Source organism: Pseudoduganella sp. GW821-FHT11H04, assembly GCF_058807935.1.
Genome location: NZ_JBXARE010000001.1, coordinates 1 through 16362, shown reverse-complemented (window position 1 = coordinate 16362; position 16362 = coordinate 1). Strand labels below are relative to the sequence as shown.

The following is a 16362-nucleotide window of genomic DNA, read 5'->3' as shown; positions in this document are numbered from 1 at the left end:
GAGAATCATTACCATTTGCTCAACTAAGAAAGGAACTCGAACATGGCAATTGCGGCGAAAAAACTCAGCCAAGTAACGGCCCACATGGGGATCGCGTTCGGTTTGATGTACGTCCTGACGGGCTCCCTGGCGTTTGGCGGCCTTGCGGCGCTGCTGGAACCTGTGATCAATGTTGTACTGCTGCCCTTCCACGAGCGGGCATGGCGTGCATTGCGCGCCCGCCTACCGGGCCGGCGGGTGGCATTGCTCGCCGGGGAGAAAATCTCGCAAACCCTGATGCATGCGGTTGTCGCGTTTGGCGTACTGTATTGCGCTACTGGTTCGTTGGCGTTCGGTGGCCTTGCAGCTGTGCTTGAGCCGATCATTAATGTGATCGCACTTCCTTTCCACGACCGGCTTTTCGATCGCCACGTGCTTCGGGGAATGCCATCTGGAGCGGCGGCGACTTAAGGCTTCAACTCCGCGGGAATTTCTTCGGAAACCAATTGCTCGATCCAGTTGTTCAAGGTTGGAACCTCGGCGCGCTGGATTTGCTCGACAGCTGAGCTCGAAAGTTGGACGTGACGCCGCTCGAGCAACATGCGGACCAGCTCTACCAGGGATTCTTGGCGCCCCTCTTCCCGCCCCTCTTCCCGCCCTTCCATGCGACCAGCCTCGCGTGCCAACCTTCGGCCGTGCTTTCGGCCTTCCCACATGCCTTTGATACGTTCTTCCCTTCTCGTCTCGGCCTTAAAATATTCGATGAAGCATTGCGACAGAGTGTCCATCATTTCAATTACCTCCTCCAGCGTTGATGGCTGCGGCACAGCCGGGCATTTGATTTCAGACCAAACCTCGGCTCCAATTAACGCGACGATGGTCTGCACCAGTTGTAGATTTGACTGTCGTCCGCACCATAAGTTCAATTCTTTTAGCATGGCCCGGAGTGCCCTGGAATGGGCAACCTGATTCAATTCGAGTAGTAGATAGACAATATTCGATTGATCCTGGATGAGATAGCGGTCAATTAGCAGATAGCTGAACAGCGCTTCAAACTGCTCCAGCCCCGGCTGCGCAAAAGACAGGGTGGAAATGCTCGTTTTCACATGCCACCGCACACGTCCGGTGTAGAGCACTATCGGAAGTGTTTGAATTCCTTCCGCCATGCCACGTACCCACGCTTGGTTTATCGCCGCACATAGCAGCTCTTTCGCCATCTCCGGAAAGGAGAATACTTGCTTGCAGCTTGTGTCGCTGAGGAAGGCCATGTTTGAGAGTCTATTTGCGCGGAGGGCGTCGATCCTTGGCCGCGCGCAAGGCTTGGCGAGAATTCAGTTGTCCGGGTGCGGCAGCGAACGGACGCGGCGGGGTGCCGGGCCTAGCCTCCTCTAGTCAATCAAAGCAGGAGGCAAATCATGCTTGCTGATTCAGATGCAATCGCAATGATCGCAGTCAAGGACCTGGCTGCGGCGGCGAGGTTTTACGAAGAGGTTCTCGGACTTGAAAAACTCGACAGTCCGGAAGAGCAGGTTCTGATCTTTCGCAGCGGCGCGACCAGGCTTAACGTCTATCGCTCGGAGTTTGCGGGCACCAATAAGGCGACCACTGTGATGTGGAATGTGGGCAGCGAGCTGGAGGCGATTGCGGCGCGGCTCAAATCCCAGGGTGTGAAGTTTGAGCATTACGACATGCCGGGCTTGACGCTGGAAGGCGATATCCATGTCGGCGACCGCATGAAAGTGGCGTGGTTCAGGGATGCCGACGGCAATATTCTGAGCATTGTCAGTGGATAGGAGAACGACATGAATTCGAAAGCACTTACGTTCGTTGCGGGGGCGTTATTCGCGCTTCAGGCGGCGGCGAATCCGGCAATTGAGAAGGAGTTCGCGGCGATGGATGCGGATCATGATGGCAAGGTTTCAGCTGCCGAGCATGCGGCAGGGGCCAAAGCCATGTTTGAGAAGATGGACGCTAACCATGATGGCAAGGTGACTGCGGCTGAGATGACGGCGGCGCATTTGGCAATCACTGGCCAGGCGGCGAAGAAGTCGGATATGTCGGCGGCGGATAAGATCAAGGCGGTGGATGGTGATGGCGATGGTGTTCTTACTGCTGATGAACATGCGAAGGGTTCGGCAGCCATGTTTGCGAAGATGGATGCTAATAAGGATGGGTTCCTGAGCAGGGAGGAAATGGCTGCGGGGCATGCACAGATGATGCGGAAACCGTAGAAAACCGGTAAACCGATGTCTGACCCGCAGGGTCAGACACCGTCGTGCTGGCTGTCAGGTGGGGGTTAGCAGGGCTAGGTGTTCGGGGGTTAGGTAGCACCATTCGCCTTCTTGCAGGCCGAGACTTGCTAGCTCGAGCTGGCCGATGGCGGAGCGGTGCAAGGCGGTGCAGTGGTTGCCGGCGGCGGCCAGCATGCGCTTGACTTGGTGGTATTTGCCTTGCTCCAGCACGATTTCAAGCTGGTTTTCGCCGCGTTTGATGCAGGTGACGGCGGCCAGTGGGGCTGGTTCGTCGTGCAGTTGGACGCCGGCCAGCAGTTGGGCGACCAGTTCTTCCGTTACCGGTTCGGCGGTGGTGGCCTGGTAGACCTTTGGCACGTGGCGCTTGGGTGAGGATTGGGCGTGGATGAAAGGGCCGTCATCCGAGATCAGCAGCATGCCTGTCGTGTCATGGTCGAGGCGGCCCACCGGCTGCACTTCGCGCCAGGTGAATTGCTCGGGAAGCAAGGTCAGCACGCCGGGATGGTGGCTGGGCTTGCGCGAGCATTCATAGTCGGACGGCTTGTACAACGCAATATAGAGGTGCTCGCGGTAGACCCACTCCTCGCCGAACACTTCCAGCACCAGGCCCTCGGTTTCGATTGTCGCTTTATAGTTGTCCTGCACTGCGCCGCCGATGGCAACGTCTCCGTCTTCGATCAGGGCGCGGCAGTATTTACGGGTGCCGAAGCCTTGCGACTGCAGGATTCGGTCCAGGGATAATTTACTCATGGGGCGGAATTTTACCGGATTTACGCTACCGCAAAGCTTCCTATTGATGCAGATCAAAGGGCGTGCCGGTTGAGTTGGTACACTTAAATAGCATTAGGAATCTGCTGAATGGGCTATAGGAATTTCTTTGGGAGATCTCGGCAATGAAGTTCAACATCAACCGTAAATCGCTGGCGCAGGCCCATGCTGCCTCACTGGAAACCAAATTGGCTGTCGCGCGCTGGAGCGGACAGGCTGGTGCAATGCCGCAGGCGCTGTGGCGGCATCAACGCAATTTGGAGTTGGTGGAGTGGCTGGTGCATGGCGGCTTTGCAGCCGAAGTCCAATGTGCAGAAACGAAAACAGCGGCCATGGGCCGCCGTTCTCTTGCCTCTCAAAGAGACAGTGACGAGGAATGTAAATTCACTCAAGTCCGCATCCGTAATGCGGCTGCGTAGTCTGCCTCAAGAATTGATTGCCTATTCGCCCTCCCCTTGAATCGAACTACACCGTCAATATAGTCCACGTCGAGGAAATGGCAAGGCAAAATCTAGGCATAAATGCCAACGTTGACTGCTGAGCTAGCCTTTAGCGCAGGGTTGGCTTGGCTGCCTCGGCAGCAGCCTTGATGGCCCCGTGGCCCACTGCTGCGCCAAACTTTTTCAACACGCGTTCGGGCAGGTTTTCGTGCTGGGTGTAGTCGACGATGTCTTCCGCCTTGACCACATCGCGGGCTACGCTGTCCACGCTGCCCAGGTCGTCGGCCAGGCCCATCTCGATGGCACGTGCGCCAGTCCAGTACAGGCCGGAGAACATTTCCGGCGTTTCCTTCAGGCGCTTGCCGCGGCCTTCGCGCACCACTTCAATAAATTGCTGGTGGATTTCCGCCAGCATGCTCTTGGCGTGCTGCTTCTGCTTTTCGGACTGCGGGCTGAACGGGTCCATGAAGCCCTTGTTCTCGCCGGCTGTCAGCAGGCGGCGTTCGACGCCCAGCTTTTCCATCGTGCCGGTAAAGCCGAAGCCGTCCATCAGCACGCCGATCGAGCCAATGATGCTGGCCTTGTTCACGTAGATGCGGTCCGCTGCCGAGGCAATGTAATAGCCGCCGGAAGCGCAGATTTCATCGACCACCACGTACAGTTGCTTTTGCGGGTAGCCTTGGCGCAGACGGTGGATTTCGTCCACGATCATGCCGGCCTGGACGGCGCTGCCACCCGGGCTGTTGATATGCAGGACGATGGCGACCGAGCCGCTGTCGGAAAAAGCTTTGTTCAGGGCGGGGATCACCACGTCGGCGGCGCCGCTGCCTTCAGACTCGATACTGCCTTCAATCTCGATCAGCGCCGTGTGGCGGCCGAGCGATTCCGCATCGCCGCCCATCAGGTTGATGCCAAAGAAGCTGGCGACGGCAAAGAAGATAATCGCCAGCATCGACACCTTGAAGAAGATGCTCCAGCGGCGATTGGCGCGCTGCTCTTTCAGCGTGGCGAAGACCAGCTTTTCCAACACCTCGCGTTCCCAATTGATGGGTGGATTCTCTGCCGGGGGCGGCGGTGGCGCCGGATTTGGTGAAGGTTGCGTGTTCTCGTTGTTATCGCTCATGGTCTTGGGCCTACGTAATCGTCCGGCTGCCAGTAGATGTTCTCGTCATGCTCGCTTACCGCGATGGGGCGCAGCCGCCCGCCGCGGCATGGGCCGCCGGCGCATTGCCCATTTTCCGGCATATATATCGCGCCGTGGGTGGAACACATAATATATAAGCCGCTCGATTCAAAGAACTCACCCTCGGCCCAGTCGAGCTCAATTGGTACATGGGCGCAACGGTTCAGGTAACCATAAACCTTGCCCCCATAGCGCACCACGAAACCGGTGGTGTCTTCACCGCCGGCGCGCAGCGGGAAACGGATGCCCTTGCCGCCTTCCAGCAGCGCTTCAGCTGCGCAGACCAGGATTTCAGCGGCCATCACGCGTTCTCATTCAGCCATTCGTGCAGCTGCGGCACCGTGCGGGCCGAGTACACTGGGTTGCAGGCGGCCAGTTGATCCAGCGGATGGGCGCCATATTCGACGGCGATGCCGGACGATCCGGCATTTTGCGCCATCATCAAGTCGTGCGTGGTGTCGCCAATCATGACTGTGCGGCGCAGGTCCTGGCCCAGTTCGCGGGTCAGTTCCTGCAGCATGGCCGGGTGCGGCTTGGAGAAAGTCTCGTCGGCGCAGCGCGTGGCATCGAAAGTCGACAACAGCCCAGCCGCGTTCAGCGAACGGTTCAGGCCAACACGGCTTTTGCCGGTGGCGACAGCAAGGAAGTAGCCCTGCTGTGACAAATCCTGCAACATTTCTGGCACACCATCAAACAAGGTCAGCTCATGATCCTTGGACAGGTAGTGATAGCGGTAACGCTCCACAATGCGCGGATAAACTTTCGGGTCGAGGCCCGGCATCGCCACTTGCATGGCCTCAGCCATGCCGAGCCCAATCACGTGGGCGGCCTGCTCCCTGTTCGGGATCGGCAGGCCAAGATCCTTGGCGGCGCCCTGGATGCACTTCACGATAGTGGCTGTACTGTCCATGAGCGTGCCGTCCCAATCGAAGACGATCAGGTCAAATTGCTTACGCGGCATTATTTTTTTCTCAATTCAATGGTTTTCCCAAGCTTACCAAGAATCGCTGGCATTCGGCGGCCAAAGGCGCATTCAAGGTCATAGACTTGCCCGTTTCCGGGTGGGTGAACGTAATCTGGTAGGCGTGCAGGAACATGCGTTTCAGCGCGCCGCGGGTTTCGGTGGCTTTTTGCAAAGCCTTGTTCAGTGCAAAATCGCCGTATTTATCGTCACCTGCGATGGGGAAGCCCGAAGATTGCAGGTGAACGCGGATCTGGTGGGTGCGGCCGGTTTTCAGTTCGGCTTCCAGCAGGGCGAAGCCTTCAAATTTCTGCAGCAGGCTGAAAACGGTGTGCGAGGCCTGGCCATCGGCCTGCACGCGCACGCGGCGCTCGCCGTCCGCCAGCGTAAATTTATGCAATGCCAACTTCACGTGCTGGCGTTTGTTCTTCCAGTCGCCCACTGCCAGGGCCAGGTAGCGCTTGTCGGTCAGGCCGTCGCGCATCTGGTCGTGCAGGTTGGTCAGGGCGGTACGTTTCTTGGCGATCAACAGCAGGCCCGATGTTTCGCGGTCCAGGCGGTGCACCAGTTCCAGGAACTTGGCATCCGGGCGAGCGGCGCGCAACTGCTCGATCACGCCAAACGAGACGCCGGAGCCGCCGTGAACGGCCACGCCGCACGGTTTGTCGATCACCAGCAAGTTGGCGTCTTCGAAAATAACGGGGAATTCGGCGGCCGGAACGTTCGACTCTTGCTTTTCAGCAATGCGAATCGGCGGAATGCGGACCAGGTCGCCGGCATTCAGGCGGTACAACTGGTCGATACGGCCCTTGTTGACCCGCACTTCACCCGAGCGCAGGATACGATAGACGTGGCTCTTCGGCACACCTTTGCAAATGCGCAACAAGTAGTTATCGATCCGCTGACCGGCCTCTTCTTCAGTGATTGTCACGAATTGCGCTTGCGGCAGGACCTGTTGGGGGGAAGCGGAATCGGCTTTTTGCGGCTTGTTTTGGCCCGACTTCCCAGAATTTCTCTCTAAGTCCTTCATTTTGAATATATAATCGTTTTTGCCGCAGTTTTAATTGCTGCACGTGTAAAGAATTAAACGTACATTTTACACAGGGGCGTATCCACTGGCCTCGCCAAACGCAAATTCAGTGGGGAAAAATTGTATACGCACATTCGTGCGCCGATCAGGGTCGCAACCACTGTTGCCATCGGCTCGAGCGCTCGTGTGCTGAATTAGACTGGCTGGATTGTTAGGATAAGTCCGGTGAGCAAGCACTACAGTCGTTGCTCGCTGGTTGATGAAGTCGATAACGCTTGCCGTTTCGCCAAGGCACCATACAAGATGTCCTGGCCCGACGATGTGCGCACGCCTGCATTCTCCCGCCACCCGAAAAGTTCGGGCCGTTGGATGATGTTGCACGCAGTGCGCAAACTCGGCATGACGATCGGCTTCATGCGCCCAATGCGGCGGCAGCGCTTTGCGCCTGCCGCATGACGCGGCATTTCCCCCTACAGCCTCCTTAATTCACGCGTATATCCTTGTACTTCGCCGTCTCTCCGGAGGCGGCTTTGACATGGCCCAAGGGTCGCGGAGTTAATAAAAATGAAACGCATGTTGTTTAATGCTACGCAGCAAGAAGAGCTGCGCGTAGCAATTGTCGACGGTCAAAAATTGATCGACATCGACATCGAGACCGCCGGACGAGAGCAGCGCAAGTCCAATATCTACAAAGGCGTCATCACTCGAATCGAACCCTCCCTCGAAGCTTGCTTCGTCAGCTACGGCGAAGACCGCCACGGCTTCCTCCCCTTTAAAGAAGTTGCCCGCTCCTATTTCCGCGAAGGCGTCGACGTCCGCAATGCATCCGTCAAGGAAGCGCTGCGCGAAGGCCAGGAAATCATGGTGCAGGTGGAGAAGGAAGAGCGCGGCAACAAGGGCGCAGCCCTGACTTCGTTCATCTCGCTGGCTGGCCGTTACCTGGTCCTGATGCCGAACAACCCGCGCGGTGGTGGTGTATCCCGCCGTGTGGAAGGCGAAGAGCGCCAGGAACTGCGCGAAACCATGGACAAGCTGGACCTGCCGCAAGGCATGTCGGTGATTGCCCGTACCGCCGGCATCGGCCGTACCGTGGAAGAACTGCAGTGGGACTTGAACTACCTGATGCAACTGTGGCGCGCCATTGAAGGTGCCTCCAAGGGTGCTACCGGCGCCTTCCTGATTTACCAGGAATCGTCGCTGGTGATCCGCGCCATCCGCGACTACTTCCAGCCTGACATCGGCGAGATCCTGATCGACACCGACGAGATCTACGAGCAGGCGCACCAGTTCATGTCGCACGTGATGCCGGACATGGTGCACCGCGTGAAGCGCTACAGCGACGACGTGCCGCTGTTCTCCCGCTTCCAGATCGAACACCAGATCGAAACCGCTTACTCGCGCACCGTGCCGCTGCCATCCGGCGGCGCCATCGTGATCGACCACACCGAAGCCCTGGTGTCCATCGACGTCAACTCGGCCCGCGCCACCCGCGGTTCGGACATCGAAACCACCGCCTTCCACACCAACTGCGAAGCCGCCGACGAAGTGGCCCGCCAGCTGCGCCTGCGCGACCTGGGCGGCCTGATCGTCATCGACTTCATCGACATGGAAGTGTCGAAGAACCAGCGCGAAGTTGAACAGCGCCTGAAAGACGCACTGCACCACGACCGTGCCCGCGTCCAGATGGGCAAGATTTCCCGCTTCGGCCTGATGGAACTCTCGCGCCAGCGCCTGCGCCCTTCCCTGTCGGAAGGCTCGCACGTGACTTGCCCGCGCTGCTCCGGCACCGGCCACATCCGCGATACCGAATCGTCCGCCCTGCAGGTGCTGCGCATCATCCAGGAAGAGGCGATGAAGGAAAATTCCGCCGCTATCCATGTGCAGGTGCCAGTCGACGTGGCTGCCTTCCTGCTGAACGAGAAGCGCGGCGAAGTGCTGAAGATCGAGACCCGTCACCGCATCACCGTGATCCTGATCCCGAACAAGCACCTGGAAACCCCGCACTACAAGCTGGAACGCATCAAGCACGACGATCCACGCCTGGAAGACCACGCTGCTTCGTACACCATGGCAGAAACTGCCGAGACCGACATGTCGTTCTCCAAGCGCCATAAGGAAGAAGCCAAGCCGCGCCAGGAAGCCGTCGTCAAGACCATTACCCCTGAGCAACCAGCTCCGCTGGTGGAACATAAGCCGGAGGCTGCCAAGCCTGCCGCTGCTCCACGCGCTGCTGCCGCAGCTCCTGCAGAAAAAGGCTTCTTCGCCAAGCTGATCTCCTTCTTCACCGGTGGTGACAAGGAAGAGCCGGTGAAGCCGAAAGCACCAGTCATCGTCACCAAGGCGCCAGCCAACGGTGATCGCGGCGACCGCAAGGATCGCGGCCAGCGTGGCCGTAACCGTGGCGGCAAAGGCGGCCGAGGCGATCGTGAAGACCGCGAACCGGGTTCCCGTCCAAGCGCAGAAGAAGCTAAACCGGCAGCAGAAGCCCGCAAGCCGCGCGAACAGCGTGAACCTCGCGAGCCGCGTGAACAACGTGAACCACGCCAGCCGCGTGAGCCACGCGAACAGCGTGAAGGCGCCGAAGCAGCACCACGCGCCGAGCGCGAGCCACGCGAGCCGCGTGAACCACGCCAGCCGCGCCAACCGCGTGAGCCACGTGGCGAGAAGCCAGTTCCAGCAGAAGCCAAGGCCGAGGAATTGGCACTGGCAGCAGCAGGCGTCGGTCCAGTAGGCACCGGCACCGGCGCTCCTGAAACTCCGGTCCTGGTGAAAGCTGTTGCCAACACCGGTCCTGAGGGTGAAGAGAACGAAGGCGCGGAAGGTGGCGACGAGCCACGCCGCCGCCGCCGCCGCGGTGGCCGCAACCGTAACCGTCGCGAGCGCGAAGGCGTTGAGGACGTGGAAGGTGCGGAAGGCGCGACCGAAGCAACGTTTACTGTTGCTCCGGCTGAAGGTGAAGTTGAACACGCCGCTGCACCGGCCGCTATCGAGTCTGCACCAGCAGCCCCGGTTGTCGCCTCTGCTCCTGCAAGCGTCGCCGTCAGTGCTGCCGTTGAACCGGCTGCCGCCGAAGCTGCCAGCGTCGCTGCAGCCGAAGGTTCGGCTGCCCAGGCTGCTGCTACCGCAGCTGTCGAGGCGCCAACTGTAGCTGGGCCAGTCGTAGCTGCTCCTGTGGCCGCACCGGTGGCCGCACCAGCAGCCGCCGCTCCTGCTGCGCCGGTTGAGGCTGCACCTGTTGCCGCTCCGGTGGAACCTGCTGCCGTAGACCTGCCAGTGGCTGCTCCAGCCGCTGAACCGGTCGCTGCCGCTCCAGCTTCGCCGCAAGCCTCGCTGCCATTCTCCGAGCCTGCTCCTGCCGCTGCCGAACCGGCAACCGCAGAAGAAGTCGCCGCTGACGTGGTTGAGCCAGCCGTTGCCGCTCCGGTAGCAGCCGCACCAGCGCCAGCTGCGCCGGTTGCCGCGCCGGTCGCTGCGCCTGCTCCAGCCCCGGTTGCTGCACCAGCTCCTGCTCCAGCCGCTGCAAAAGTCGACGTCGACACCATGCTGGCAGCAGCAGGCCTGTCGATGGCCGTGACCGACCCAGCGAAAGTGCGTGCCGCACAAGAAGCTGCCGCAGCCGCCGTCACCACCCAACCGATCCGCGTGCCACGCGAGCGCAAGCCGCAGCCGCAGGTCGCCAGCGAGCCGCTGGTGCAGGTTGAAACGAAAGCGAATGGCTAATCGGCCAAACGCTGACGAAAAAGGGAAGCCAAGCGCTTCCCTTTTTTACGTCCCCTTGCAGGAAGCTTTCCTGTATTGGCTCAAGCTAGGCTTCATCAGCTTCGGCGGCCCCGCCGGCCAGATCGCCATGATGCACGCCGAACTGGTTGAACGCCGGCGCTGGATCTCCGAACACCGCTTCCTGCACGCACTGAATTACTGCATGCTGCTGCCCGGCCCTGAAGCCACGCAGCTCGCCATCTACATCGGCTGGATGATGCACCGCACTTTGGGCGGCATCATCGCCGGCGTGCTTTTCGTCCTGCCCTCGCTACTGCTGCTGATTGGCCTGTCCTGGGCCTATATGGCCTACGGCAGCCTGCCCGCCATCGCCGGCATCCTTTACGGCATGAAGCCCGCCGTGGTAGCCATCGTGCTGGCAGCAGCCTGGCGTATCGGCACCCGCACGCTGCGCAACCGCCCGCTGATGGCCATCGCCTTTGCCGCATTCATCGCCATCAGCTTTATCGAACTGCCCTTCCCCGCCATCGTCGGCACCGCTGCCTTGCTGGGCTGGATTGGCGGCCGCCTGCGTCCACACCTGTTCGCACTGGGCGGCGCCGCACACGGCCCGGCCAAATCGCAAGGCGCCCACGCCCCCGCCCTGATCGACGACGACACTCCCACCCCGCCCCACGCCCGCTTCAGCTGGGCCGGACTGGCACGCGTGAGCGTCGCCGGCATCGCGCTGATGGCGGGCGGCTGGCTGCTGCTGGCCTGGATATTCGGTGTCGACCAGACCCTGGCGCAAATGGGCTGGTTCTTCACCAAAGCGGCCATGATGACTTTCGGCGGCGCCTACGCCGTGCTGCCCTATGTCTACCAGGGCGGCGTCGAACGCTTCCAATGGCTCACCGCAGCCCAGATGGTGGACGGCCTGGCATTGGGCGAAACCACGCCCGGCCCGTTGATCATGGTGGTCGCCTTCGTCGGCTTCGTCGGCGGCTGGACACATGAAGCCATTGCCGCCCATCCGGGCCTGGCCGGGGTAGTCGGCGCACTGGTCGCTGCCTGGTTCACCTTCGTGCCATCGTTTATCTTCATTCTCGCCGGCGGGCCATTGGTCGAATCCACGCGCGGCAATATCCGCATGACCGCCCCGCTCACCGCCATCTCCGCCGCCGTGGTTGGAGTGATTGCCAGTCTGGCACTATTTTTCGGTATTCACGTGTTCCACCCCGCTGGCCGCTGGGAATGGCCTGCCGTCGTCATTGCCGCCGCAGCCGCCATCGCCTTAATGCAGTACAAGCAAGGAACAATCCGCGTATTGCTGGCCTGTGCAATTGCTGGCATCGTGCTATCGTACCGGGTGTAACCGAGCACCCAGCATGACCGAAAAAATCATCCTTCTGAACGATGGCCGCAGCCAGGCGCCGGCCGTCCCGGCAACACTTGAGGCGCCAAGCGGCAGCTTGCAGGACCGGTTCGCCCGTCCGCTGCACGACCTGCGCATTTCCATCACCGACCGCTGCAACTTCCGCTGCGTCTATTGCATGCCGAAGGAAGTGTTCGACAAGGACTACCAGTACCTGCCGCACAACGCCCTGCTCACGTTTGAAGAGATCACCCGCGTTGCGCGCTTATTCGTCGAACACGGCGTCGAGAAAATCCGCCTGACCGGCGGCGAACCGCTGCTGCGCAAGAACATCGAAAAGCTGATCGAGATGCTGGCCGAACTGCGCACCGTGCACGGCAAACCGCTCGACCTGACGCTGACGACCAACGGCTCCCTGCTGGCGCGCAAAGCGCAATCGCTGAAAGACGCCGGCCTGCAACGCGTCACCGTTTCGCTCGACGCGCTGGACGACGCCATCTTCAAGCGCATGAACGATGTCGATTTCGCCGTGTCCGACGTGCTGCACGGGATCGACGTCGCGCACAGCGTCGGCCTGGGTCCGGTGAAAGTGAATATGGTGGTCAAGCGCGGCATGAACGAGCAAGAGATCCTGCCGATGGCGCGCCATTTCAAAGGCTCGCCAGCGATCCTGCGTTTCATTGAATTCATGGACGTCGGTTCGTCCAACGGCTGGAATATGCACGACGTGATCCCGTCGGCGGAAGTCGTGCGCATGATCGGCGCAGAGATGCCGCTGGTTCCCGTCGATCCAAACTACACCGGCGAAACTGCCGAACGCTGGCGCTATGTCGATGGCGGCGGCGAGATCGGCGTGATCTCCAGCGTCACGCACGCCTTCTGCAAGGATTGCTCGCGCGCCCGCCTCTCGACCGAAGGCAAGCTTTATACCTGCCTGTTCGCCACGCGCGGCCACGACTTGCGCGCACTGCTGCGCGAAGGCCGCAGCGACGAGGAAATCTCGTCCGCCATCGGCGCGCTGTGGCGCGTACGCGGCGACCGCTATTCCGAACAGCGTACCATCAATACAGAAGGCCTGGCGCAAGGCCGCGACGGCAAAGTCGAAATGTCATATATCGGGGGTTAAGCTGGCGATGGAAAACAGCATCAGCGCATTGATACTGGCGGGCGGCCGCGGCACCCGCATGGGCCGCGTCGATAAAGGCTTGCAGCCCTTCCGCGGCGGAACGCTGGCCTCGCACGTGCTGCAGCGCCTTGTACCGCAAGTGGCCAGCGTCGCCATCAACGCCAACCGGAATATCGGCGCCTACAGCGCACTGGGTGCGGAAGTCCTGCCTGACGAACTGGAAGGCTACGAAGGTCCGCTGGCCGGCCTGCAAACTGGCCTGCGCCATTGCCCCACCGACCTGCTGCTGACCGCCCCTTGCGATTCACCCTTCCTGCCTTCCGACCTGGCGCAGCGCCTGTACGAAGCACTGAACGCGCAAGGCGCCGACCTCGCCGTGGCATCCACGCTGGAAACCGACGACGACGGCAAGTCTCGCACGCAGCTGCACCCCGTCTTCTGCCTGGTGCGCAAAAGCGCCCTGCCCGCGCTCGACGAATATTTGAAGGCTGGCTCGCGCAAAATGGATGGCTGGTACAAATCGATCAAGGTGGCGGAAGTGCTGTTCAGCGATGCCGCCGCCTTCCGCAATATCAACACACTGGCCGAGCTGCAGACAGAAGAAGATGCCGCCGCCAATCCCTCGCTGAAGGACGTGGCCAGCTGCCTGTCCGGCTACGATCCCGACGCACTGCCGGTGCGGAATGCGCAGCGCATCATCCGCGAATTTATCCAGCCGGTGCGCGGCATCGAGAAGGTCGCCCTGCGCAGCGCGCTCGATCGCGTGCTCGCAGCGGACATCATTTCGCCGATCAATGTGCCTGCACATGACAACTCCGCCATGGACGGATTCGCCTTCGCCGGCGCCCAGCTCAAAGCGGACAGCAACACCACGCTGAAAGTGATCGGCACCGCATACGCAGGCCGCCCTTCCGCGCTCAAACCCGGCCCAGGCGAATGCGTACGCATCATGACGGGCGGCGTCATGCCCGACGGCTGCGACACCGTGCTGCCGCAAGAACTAGCGGCCGACTTGAGCGACGTTGCAGTGACCATCGCACCCAACACCGTGCGCACAGGCGACAACCGCCGCTTCAAAGGCGAAGACCTGTCAGCCGGCACACCCGCCCTGCGCAAAGGCAAAATCATTCGCCCGGCCGACCTGGGCCTGGTCGCCTCGCTCGGTCTGGCCGAAGTGCCGGTGCAGCGCCGCCTGCGCGTAGCATTCTTCTCCACCGGCGACGAACTGCGCTCGATCGGCGAGCCGCTGGCCGAAGGCTGCGTCTACGACAGCAATCGCTACACCCTGTTCGGCATGCTGCAGCGCTTGGGCTGCGATATCGTCGACATGGGCATCGTGAAAGACGACGCCGCATCGCTGGAAGAAGCCCTACGCACCGCCTGCGAATGCGCCGACGCCGTGATTACCTCCGGCGGCGTCTCGGTCGGCGCAGCCGACTACACCAAACAAGTCATGGCCACGCTGGGCGACGTACACTTCTGGAAAATCGGCATGCGCCCTGGCCGCCCTATGGCCTTTGGCCGCATTCGCTCCAACGGCCACAGCGCCTACCTGTTTGGCCTGCCCGGCAATCCGGTCGCTGTCATGGTGACCTTCTACTTCTTCGCCCGCCACGCCCTGCTGCGCATGATGGGCGCCGACTCGCCCGGCGACCAGCTGCTGCGCGTGCGCTCCACCAAAGCTATCCGCAAGAAACCGGGCCGCACCGAATACCAGCGCGGCATCCTCAGCACCGCCCTGGACGGCACGCGCGAAGTCAGCATCACCGGCTCACAAGGCTCGGGCATCCTGCGCTCGATGTCCGAAGCGAACTGCATGGTGGTGCTGCACGACGAACAAGGCAATGTCGCCGAGGGCGACCTGGTCGACGTGATCGTCTTCGAAGGCCTGATCTGAATGTAGAAGGCCTGGACGGCAAGCATCATAAGCTTGTGTACGACGTGACAAAGTGTGAGCTTTGAAGAAAGGCAAGATGCTAACCTGCACCGCGTTGAATCAGACAGGCCTGATTCGGACACAGGTTGTCGCCCAAAGCCAATTTTTCAGACTCACAGAGGGGTTTCGTTGAAACAGCTTATTGCCAGAGTAATGATCTTTCTCATGTTTCCGCTAGTTGCTAATGCCGAAGAAACGCCATTGATCCATCTAATCGTCAAGGATCAACCTGTTGAAAATGGGAAGATGCTTGACATGGAGTTCCACGAAGTCGACCGTCAGGCCGAGTCATCGACCGTTCAAATAGTACGTCGCACTGGAGGTTCCGTTTCATCTTCAATGTTTGTACTAAAGGGAATGTGCGCGATAGCACGTTCGCGAGGTGAGCAATATTTTGTGGCAGAAAAAGCGGGCGACAATAACGAACGCTTCACAGTAACTTTTCCCAAGGCGCCGCCTGAGCGGGGGAAGAGCTTCTCCATCGCGCAATGCGACTTGTTGCGATACTGAGCGCCATGCGCGACCAAGAAAGAGATGCACCAGTGTGCTGCTTCCGCCGGGTGCATCCGGCCAATAGCGGACGAGGACTGAAACAGAGAAATTTATGAACGAGCCATCGACAATTGATCGAGAAACATTCCTGCATATGTTGGCTGAGCGCTTTCCGGAAGTCGCGTCCAACATCAGCGAATTCGCAAGTGGGCTTCTGCATTCAGAAATGGGCGACGTCGCTCAGGCAACGCGAATCGCAATAACATCAAGCACATGGGAGACCGTGGAGGCGCACTTCCAGTTTATTGCCGGGATTTTCGCCAATGGAGATGACTTCATTCGAAATGCAGTCTATGTCTCGTATCTAGAAAACGTCTTCCTAGGAGAAGGATCGCCAGAGATTACTGAGGCACAAACTTTGTTGCCGCCACTTTTAAAGGATGCTTTTGCAGAGCTTGAGGCACACTTTGAAACGCTTTCCCGTACGAGTCACCAACTGTAGGAACGACCGGTGCGAAGTAGAGGCGACAACCGGCCAAGAACAGCCATCCATAGGAGCATTGGGAATGTTTTGGCTTCGACGCACTTTGAAGTATTTGCTCATTGCATTGATTTTAATTCCGTGCGCTACAATTTTTTTGGTTACTGTTGAAGCCACTGATTATCGAGAAAAGCTAGCCTCGAGTTTGGCACTTGTAGACATCGAGAATGGCATTGATGAACATGAGGCTGAAATCATTTCTCAGGCATATTTTGACGTGTACGCGAGTAGTGCTTGTGGTGCCCCGGATAAGGTGTCGATGGTTGATGGCGTCTGGATCGCACCATTTCTAACTGGCTTTGCAGGTAGGCGTGAAGACAACGTACTCCTAATAAACGCAAAGACGGGCGCAATGAACTATAAAGGTGGCCCATCGTTTTCAGGTTTCCATAAGTTTAGGCTCTACCTACTATGGATTTCTCCACTTGTGCAAACAGCGAATTGGCTGTTCAGATGACGACCTTGGGGCGAATGCAATATAAATGCTAAGGTCCGAGAAGGGGTGCGGATTCAATCGGTCGACGCAACACTATAAACTGCTTAGGCAGGAGGAGTGTTGCTATGAAACGCAAACTACGAA

Annotated in this window: 18 protein-coding genes; 12 read left to right on the top strand and 6 right to left on the bottom strand. The window is 59.7% G+C overall.

Annotated features, from left to right (window positions below; all coding sequences use genetic code 11):
- The first annotated feature begins 42 nt into the window (after positions 1 to 42).
- The gene (locus tag AC1RTP_RS00090) at positions 43 to 450 is read left to right on the top strand and encodes a DUF2061 domain-containing protein (RefSeq protein ID WP_498603903.1); all 408 of its coding nucleotides are present in this window, start codon (positions 43 to 45) and stop codon (positions 448 to 450) included.
- On the opposite strand, the gene AC1RTP_RS00085 is transcribed toward AC1RTP_RS00090, so the two are convergent.
- Positions 447 to 1247 (bottom strand): RpnC/YadD family protein, encoded by an 801-nt coding sequence (locus AC1RTP_RS00085; RefSeq protein WP_498603902.1) that lies wholly within the window; start codon positions 1245 to 1247, stop codon positions 447 to 449. The two genes, AC1RTP_RS00090 and AC1RTP_RS00085, sit on opposite strands and share 4 nt — an antisense overlap.
- 147 nt (positions 1248 to 1394) lie before the next feature.
- Between AC1RTP_RS00085 and AC1RTP_RS00080 the strand changes: the two genes are divergently transcribed.
- Positions 1395 to 1772, top strand: coding sequence for a VOC family protein (locus AC1RTP_RS00080; protein ID WP_498603901.1), 378 nt, complete (start codon positions 1395 to 1397; stop codon positions 1770 to 1772).
- Positions 1773 to 1781: 9 nt separating this feature from the next.
- Positions 1782 to 2210, top strand: a complete 429-nt coding sequence (locus AC1RTP_RS00075; RefSeq protein ID WP_498603900.1) for an EF-hand domain-containing protein — start codon at positions 1782 to 1784, stop codon at positions 2208 to 2210.
- A 54-nt stretch (positions 2211 to 2264) separates the two neighbouring features.
- Here AC1RTP_RS00075 and AC1RTP_RS00070 read toward each other — a convergent pair whose 3' ends face one another.
- On the bottom strand, positions 2265 to 2981 hold the full coding sequence (locus AC1RTP_RS00070) for a pseudouridine synthase (protein ID WP_498603899.1): 717 nt from the start codon (positions 2979 to 2981) through the stop codon (positions 2265 to 2267).
- A 143-nt stretch (positions 2982 to 3124) separates the two neighbouring features.
- On the opposite strand from AC1RTP_RS00070, the gene AC1RTP_RS00065 reads away from it, so the two are divergent.
- Complete coding sequence (locus AC1RTP_RS00065) at positions 3125 to 3418, top strand: hypothetical protein (RefSeq protein WP_498603898.1); 294 nt, start codon at positions 3125 to 3127, stop codon at positions 3416 to 3418.
- 130 nt (positions 3419 to 3548) lie between these two features.
- Here the strand turns inward: AC1RTP_RS00065 and AC1RTP_RS00060 are convergent, their stop codons facing one another.
- Genes AC1RTP_RS00060 through AC1RTP_RS00045 form a run of 4 tightly spaced genes read right to left on the bottom strand, consistent with a single transcriptional unit; the run spans position 3549 to position 6613 of the window.
- Positions 3549 to 4562, bottom strand: a complete 1014-nt coding sequence (locus tag AC1RTP_RS00060) for a S49 family peptidase (protein WP_498603897.1) — start codon at positions 4560 to 4562, stop codon at positions 3549 to 3551.
- Positions 4559 to 4924, bottom strand: coding sequence for a Rieske (2Fe-2S) protein (locus AC1RTP_RS00055; RefSeq protein WP_498603896.1), 366 nt, complete (start codon positions 4922 to 4924; stop codon positions 4559 to 4561). The genes AC1RTP_RS00060 and AC1RTP_RS00055 overlap by 4 nt, the downstream gene beginning before the upstream one ends.
- A complete protein-coding gene (locus AC1RTP_RS00050; RefSeq protein WP_498603895.1) occupies positions 4924 to 5583 on the bottom strand; it encodes an HAD-IIIA family hydrolase in 660 nt (219 codons plus the stop codon). Before AC1RTP_RS00050 ends, AC1RTP_RS00055 begins: the two co-directional genes overlap by 1 nt.
- A 10-nt stretch (positions 5584 to 5593) precedes the next feature.
- Positions 5594 to 6613, bottom strand: a complete 1020-nt coding sequence (locus tag AC1RTP_RS00045) for an RluA family pseudouridine synthase (protein WP_498603893.1) — start codon at positions 6611 to 6613, stop codon at positions 5594 to 5596.
- A gap of 225 nt (positions 6614 to 6838) precedes the next feature.
- Here AC1RTP_RS00045 and AC1RTP_RS00040 point away from each other — a divergent pair, with 225 nt between their 5' ends.
- The 8 genes from AC1RTP_RS00040 (at position 6839) to AC1RTP_RS00005 (ending at position 16239) form a co-directional block, all read left to right on the top strand.
- Entirely contained in the window at positions 6839 to 7069 is a 231-nt protein-coding gene (locus AC1RTP_RS00040) for a hypothetical protein (protein ID WP_498603892.1), read from the top strand.
- 108 nt (positions 7070 to 7177) lie between these two features.
- The gene (locus AC1RTP_RS00035; protein WP_498603891.1) at positions 7178 to 10333 is read left to right on the top strand and encodes an Rne/Rng family ribonuclease; all 3156 of its coding nucleotides are present in this window, start codon (positions 7178 to 7180) and stop codon (positions 10331 to 10333) included.
- Positions 10326 to 11687: a chromate efflux transporter gene (gene chrA / locus AC1RTP_RS00030; protein ID WP_498603890.1), complete on the top strand. Its 1362-nt coding sequence runs from the start codon at positions 10326 to 10328 to the stop codon at positions 11685 to 11687. The genes AC1RTP_RS00035 and chrA overlap by 8 nt, the downstream gene beginning before the upstream one ends.
- A gap of 13 nt (positions 11688 to 11700) precedes the next feature.
- Positions 11701 to 12813 carry a GTP 3',8-cyclase MoaA gene (gene moaA / locus AC1RTP_RS00025; protein WP_498603889.1) on the top strand — a complete coding sequence of 371 codons (1113 nt, stop codon included), beginning with the start codon at positions 11701 to 11703 and terminating at the stop codon, positions 12811 to 12813.
- 7 nt (positions 12814 to 12820) lie between these two features.
- Positions 12821 to 14710 carry a molybdopterin molybdotransferase MoeA gene (gene moeA / locus AC1RTP_RS00020; protein ID WP_498603888.1) on the top strand — a complete coding sequence of 630 codons (1890 nt, stop codon included), beginning with the start codon at positions 12821 to 12823 and terminating at the stop codon, positions 14708 to 14710.
- A gap of 168 nt (positions 14711 to 14878) precedes the next feature.
- On the top strand, positions 14879 to 15259 hold the full coding sequence (locus tag AC1RTP_RS00015) for a hypothetical protein (RefSeq protein ID WP_498603887.1): 381 nt from the start codon (positions 14879 to 14881) through the stop codon (positions 15257 to 15259).
- Between the two features lie 94 nt (positions 15260 to 15353).
- Complete coding sequence (locus AC1RTP_RS00010; protein ID WP_498603886.1) at positions 15354 to 15743, top strand: DUF7674 family protein; 390 nt, start codon at positions 15354 to 15356, stop codon at positions 15741 to 15743.
- A 64-nt stretch (positions 15744 to 15807) separates the two neighbouring features.
- Positions 15808 to 16239 (top strand): hypothetical protein, encoded by a 432-nt coding sequence (locus AC1RTP_RS00005; RefSeq protein WP_498603884.1) that lies wholly within the window; start codon positions 15808 to 15810, stop codon positions 16237 to 16239.
- The last annotated feature ends 123 nt before the right edge of the window (positions 16240 to 16362 follow it).

What these genes read in the sequence shown, in the direction of transcription:
- AC1RTP_RS00090 (WP_498603903.1), top strand. Translation starts at nt 43, where the DNA reads ATGGCAATTGCGGCGAAAAAACTCAGCCAAGTAACGGCCCACATGGGG.
- AC1RTP_RS00085 (WP_498603902.1), bottom strand. Translation starts at nt 1,247, where the DNA reads ATGGCCTTCCTCAGCGACACAAGCTGCAAGCAAGTATTCTCCTTTCCG.
- AC1RTP_RS00080 (WP_498603901.1), top strand. Translation starts at nt 1,395, where the DNA reads ATGCTTGCTGATTCAGATGCAATCGCAATGATCGCAGTCAAGGACCTG.
- AC1RTP_RS00075 (WP_498603900.1), top strand. Translation starts at nt 1,782, where the DNA reads ATGAATTCGAAAGCACTTACGTTCGTTGCGGGGGCGTTATTCGCGCTT.
- AC1RTP_RS00070 (WP_498603899.1), bottom strand. Translation starts at nt 2,981, where the DNA reads ATGAGTAAATTATCCCTGGACCGAATCCTGCAGTCGCAAGGCTTCGGC.
- AC1RTP_RS00065 (WP_498603898.1), top strand. Translation starts at nt 3,125, where the DNA reads ATGAAGTTCAACATCAACCGTAAATCGCTGGCGCAGGCCCATGCTGCC.
- AC1RTP_RS00060 (WP_498603897.1), bottom strand. Translation starts at nt 4,562, where the DNA reads ATGAGCGATAACAACGAGAACACGCAACCTTCACCAAATCCGGCGCCA.
- AC1RTP_RS00055 (WP_498603896.1), bottom strand. Translation starts at nt 4,924, where the DNA reads ATGGCCGCTGAAATCCTGGTCTGCGCAGCTGAAGCGCTGCTGGAAGGC.
- AC1RTP_RS00050 (WP_498603895.1), bottom strand. Translation starts at nt 5,583, where the DNA reads ATGCCGCGTAAGCAATTTGACCTGATCGTCTTCGATTGGGACGGCACG.
- AC1RTP_RS00045 (WP_498603893.1), bottom strand. Translation starts at nt 6,613, where the DNA reads ATGAAGGACTTAGAGAGAAATTCTGGGAAGTCGGGCCAAAACAAGCCG.
- AC1RTP_RS00035 (WP_498603891.1), top strand. Translation starts at nt 7,178, where the DNA reads ATGAAACGCATGTTGTTTAATGCTACGCAGCAAGAAGAGCTGCGCGTA.
- chrA (WP_498603890.1), top strand. Translation starts at nt 10,326, where the DNA reads ATGGCTAATCGGCCAAACGCTGACGAAAAAGGGAAGCCAAGCGCTTCC.
- moaA (WP_498603889.1), top strand. Translation starts at nt 11,701, where the DNA reads ATGACCGAAAAAATCATCCTTCTGAACGATGGCCGCAGCCAGGCGCCG.
- moeA (WP_498603888.1), top strand. Translation starts at nt 12,821, where the DNA reads ATGGAAAACAGCATCAGCGCATTGATACTGGCGGGCGGCCGCGGCACC.
- AC1RTP_RS00010 (WP_498603886.1), top strand. Translation starts at nt 15,354, where the DNA reads ATGAACGAGCCATCGACAATTGATCGAGAAACATTCCTGCATATGTTG.
- AC1RTP_RS00005 (WP_498603884.1), top strand. Translation starts at nt 15,808, where the DNA reads ATGTTTTGGCTTCGACGCACTTTGAAGTATTTGCTCATTGCATTGATT.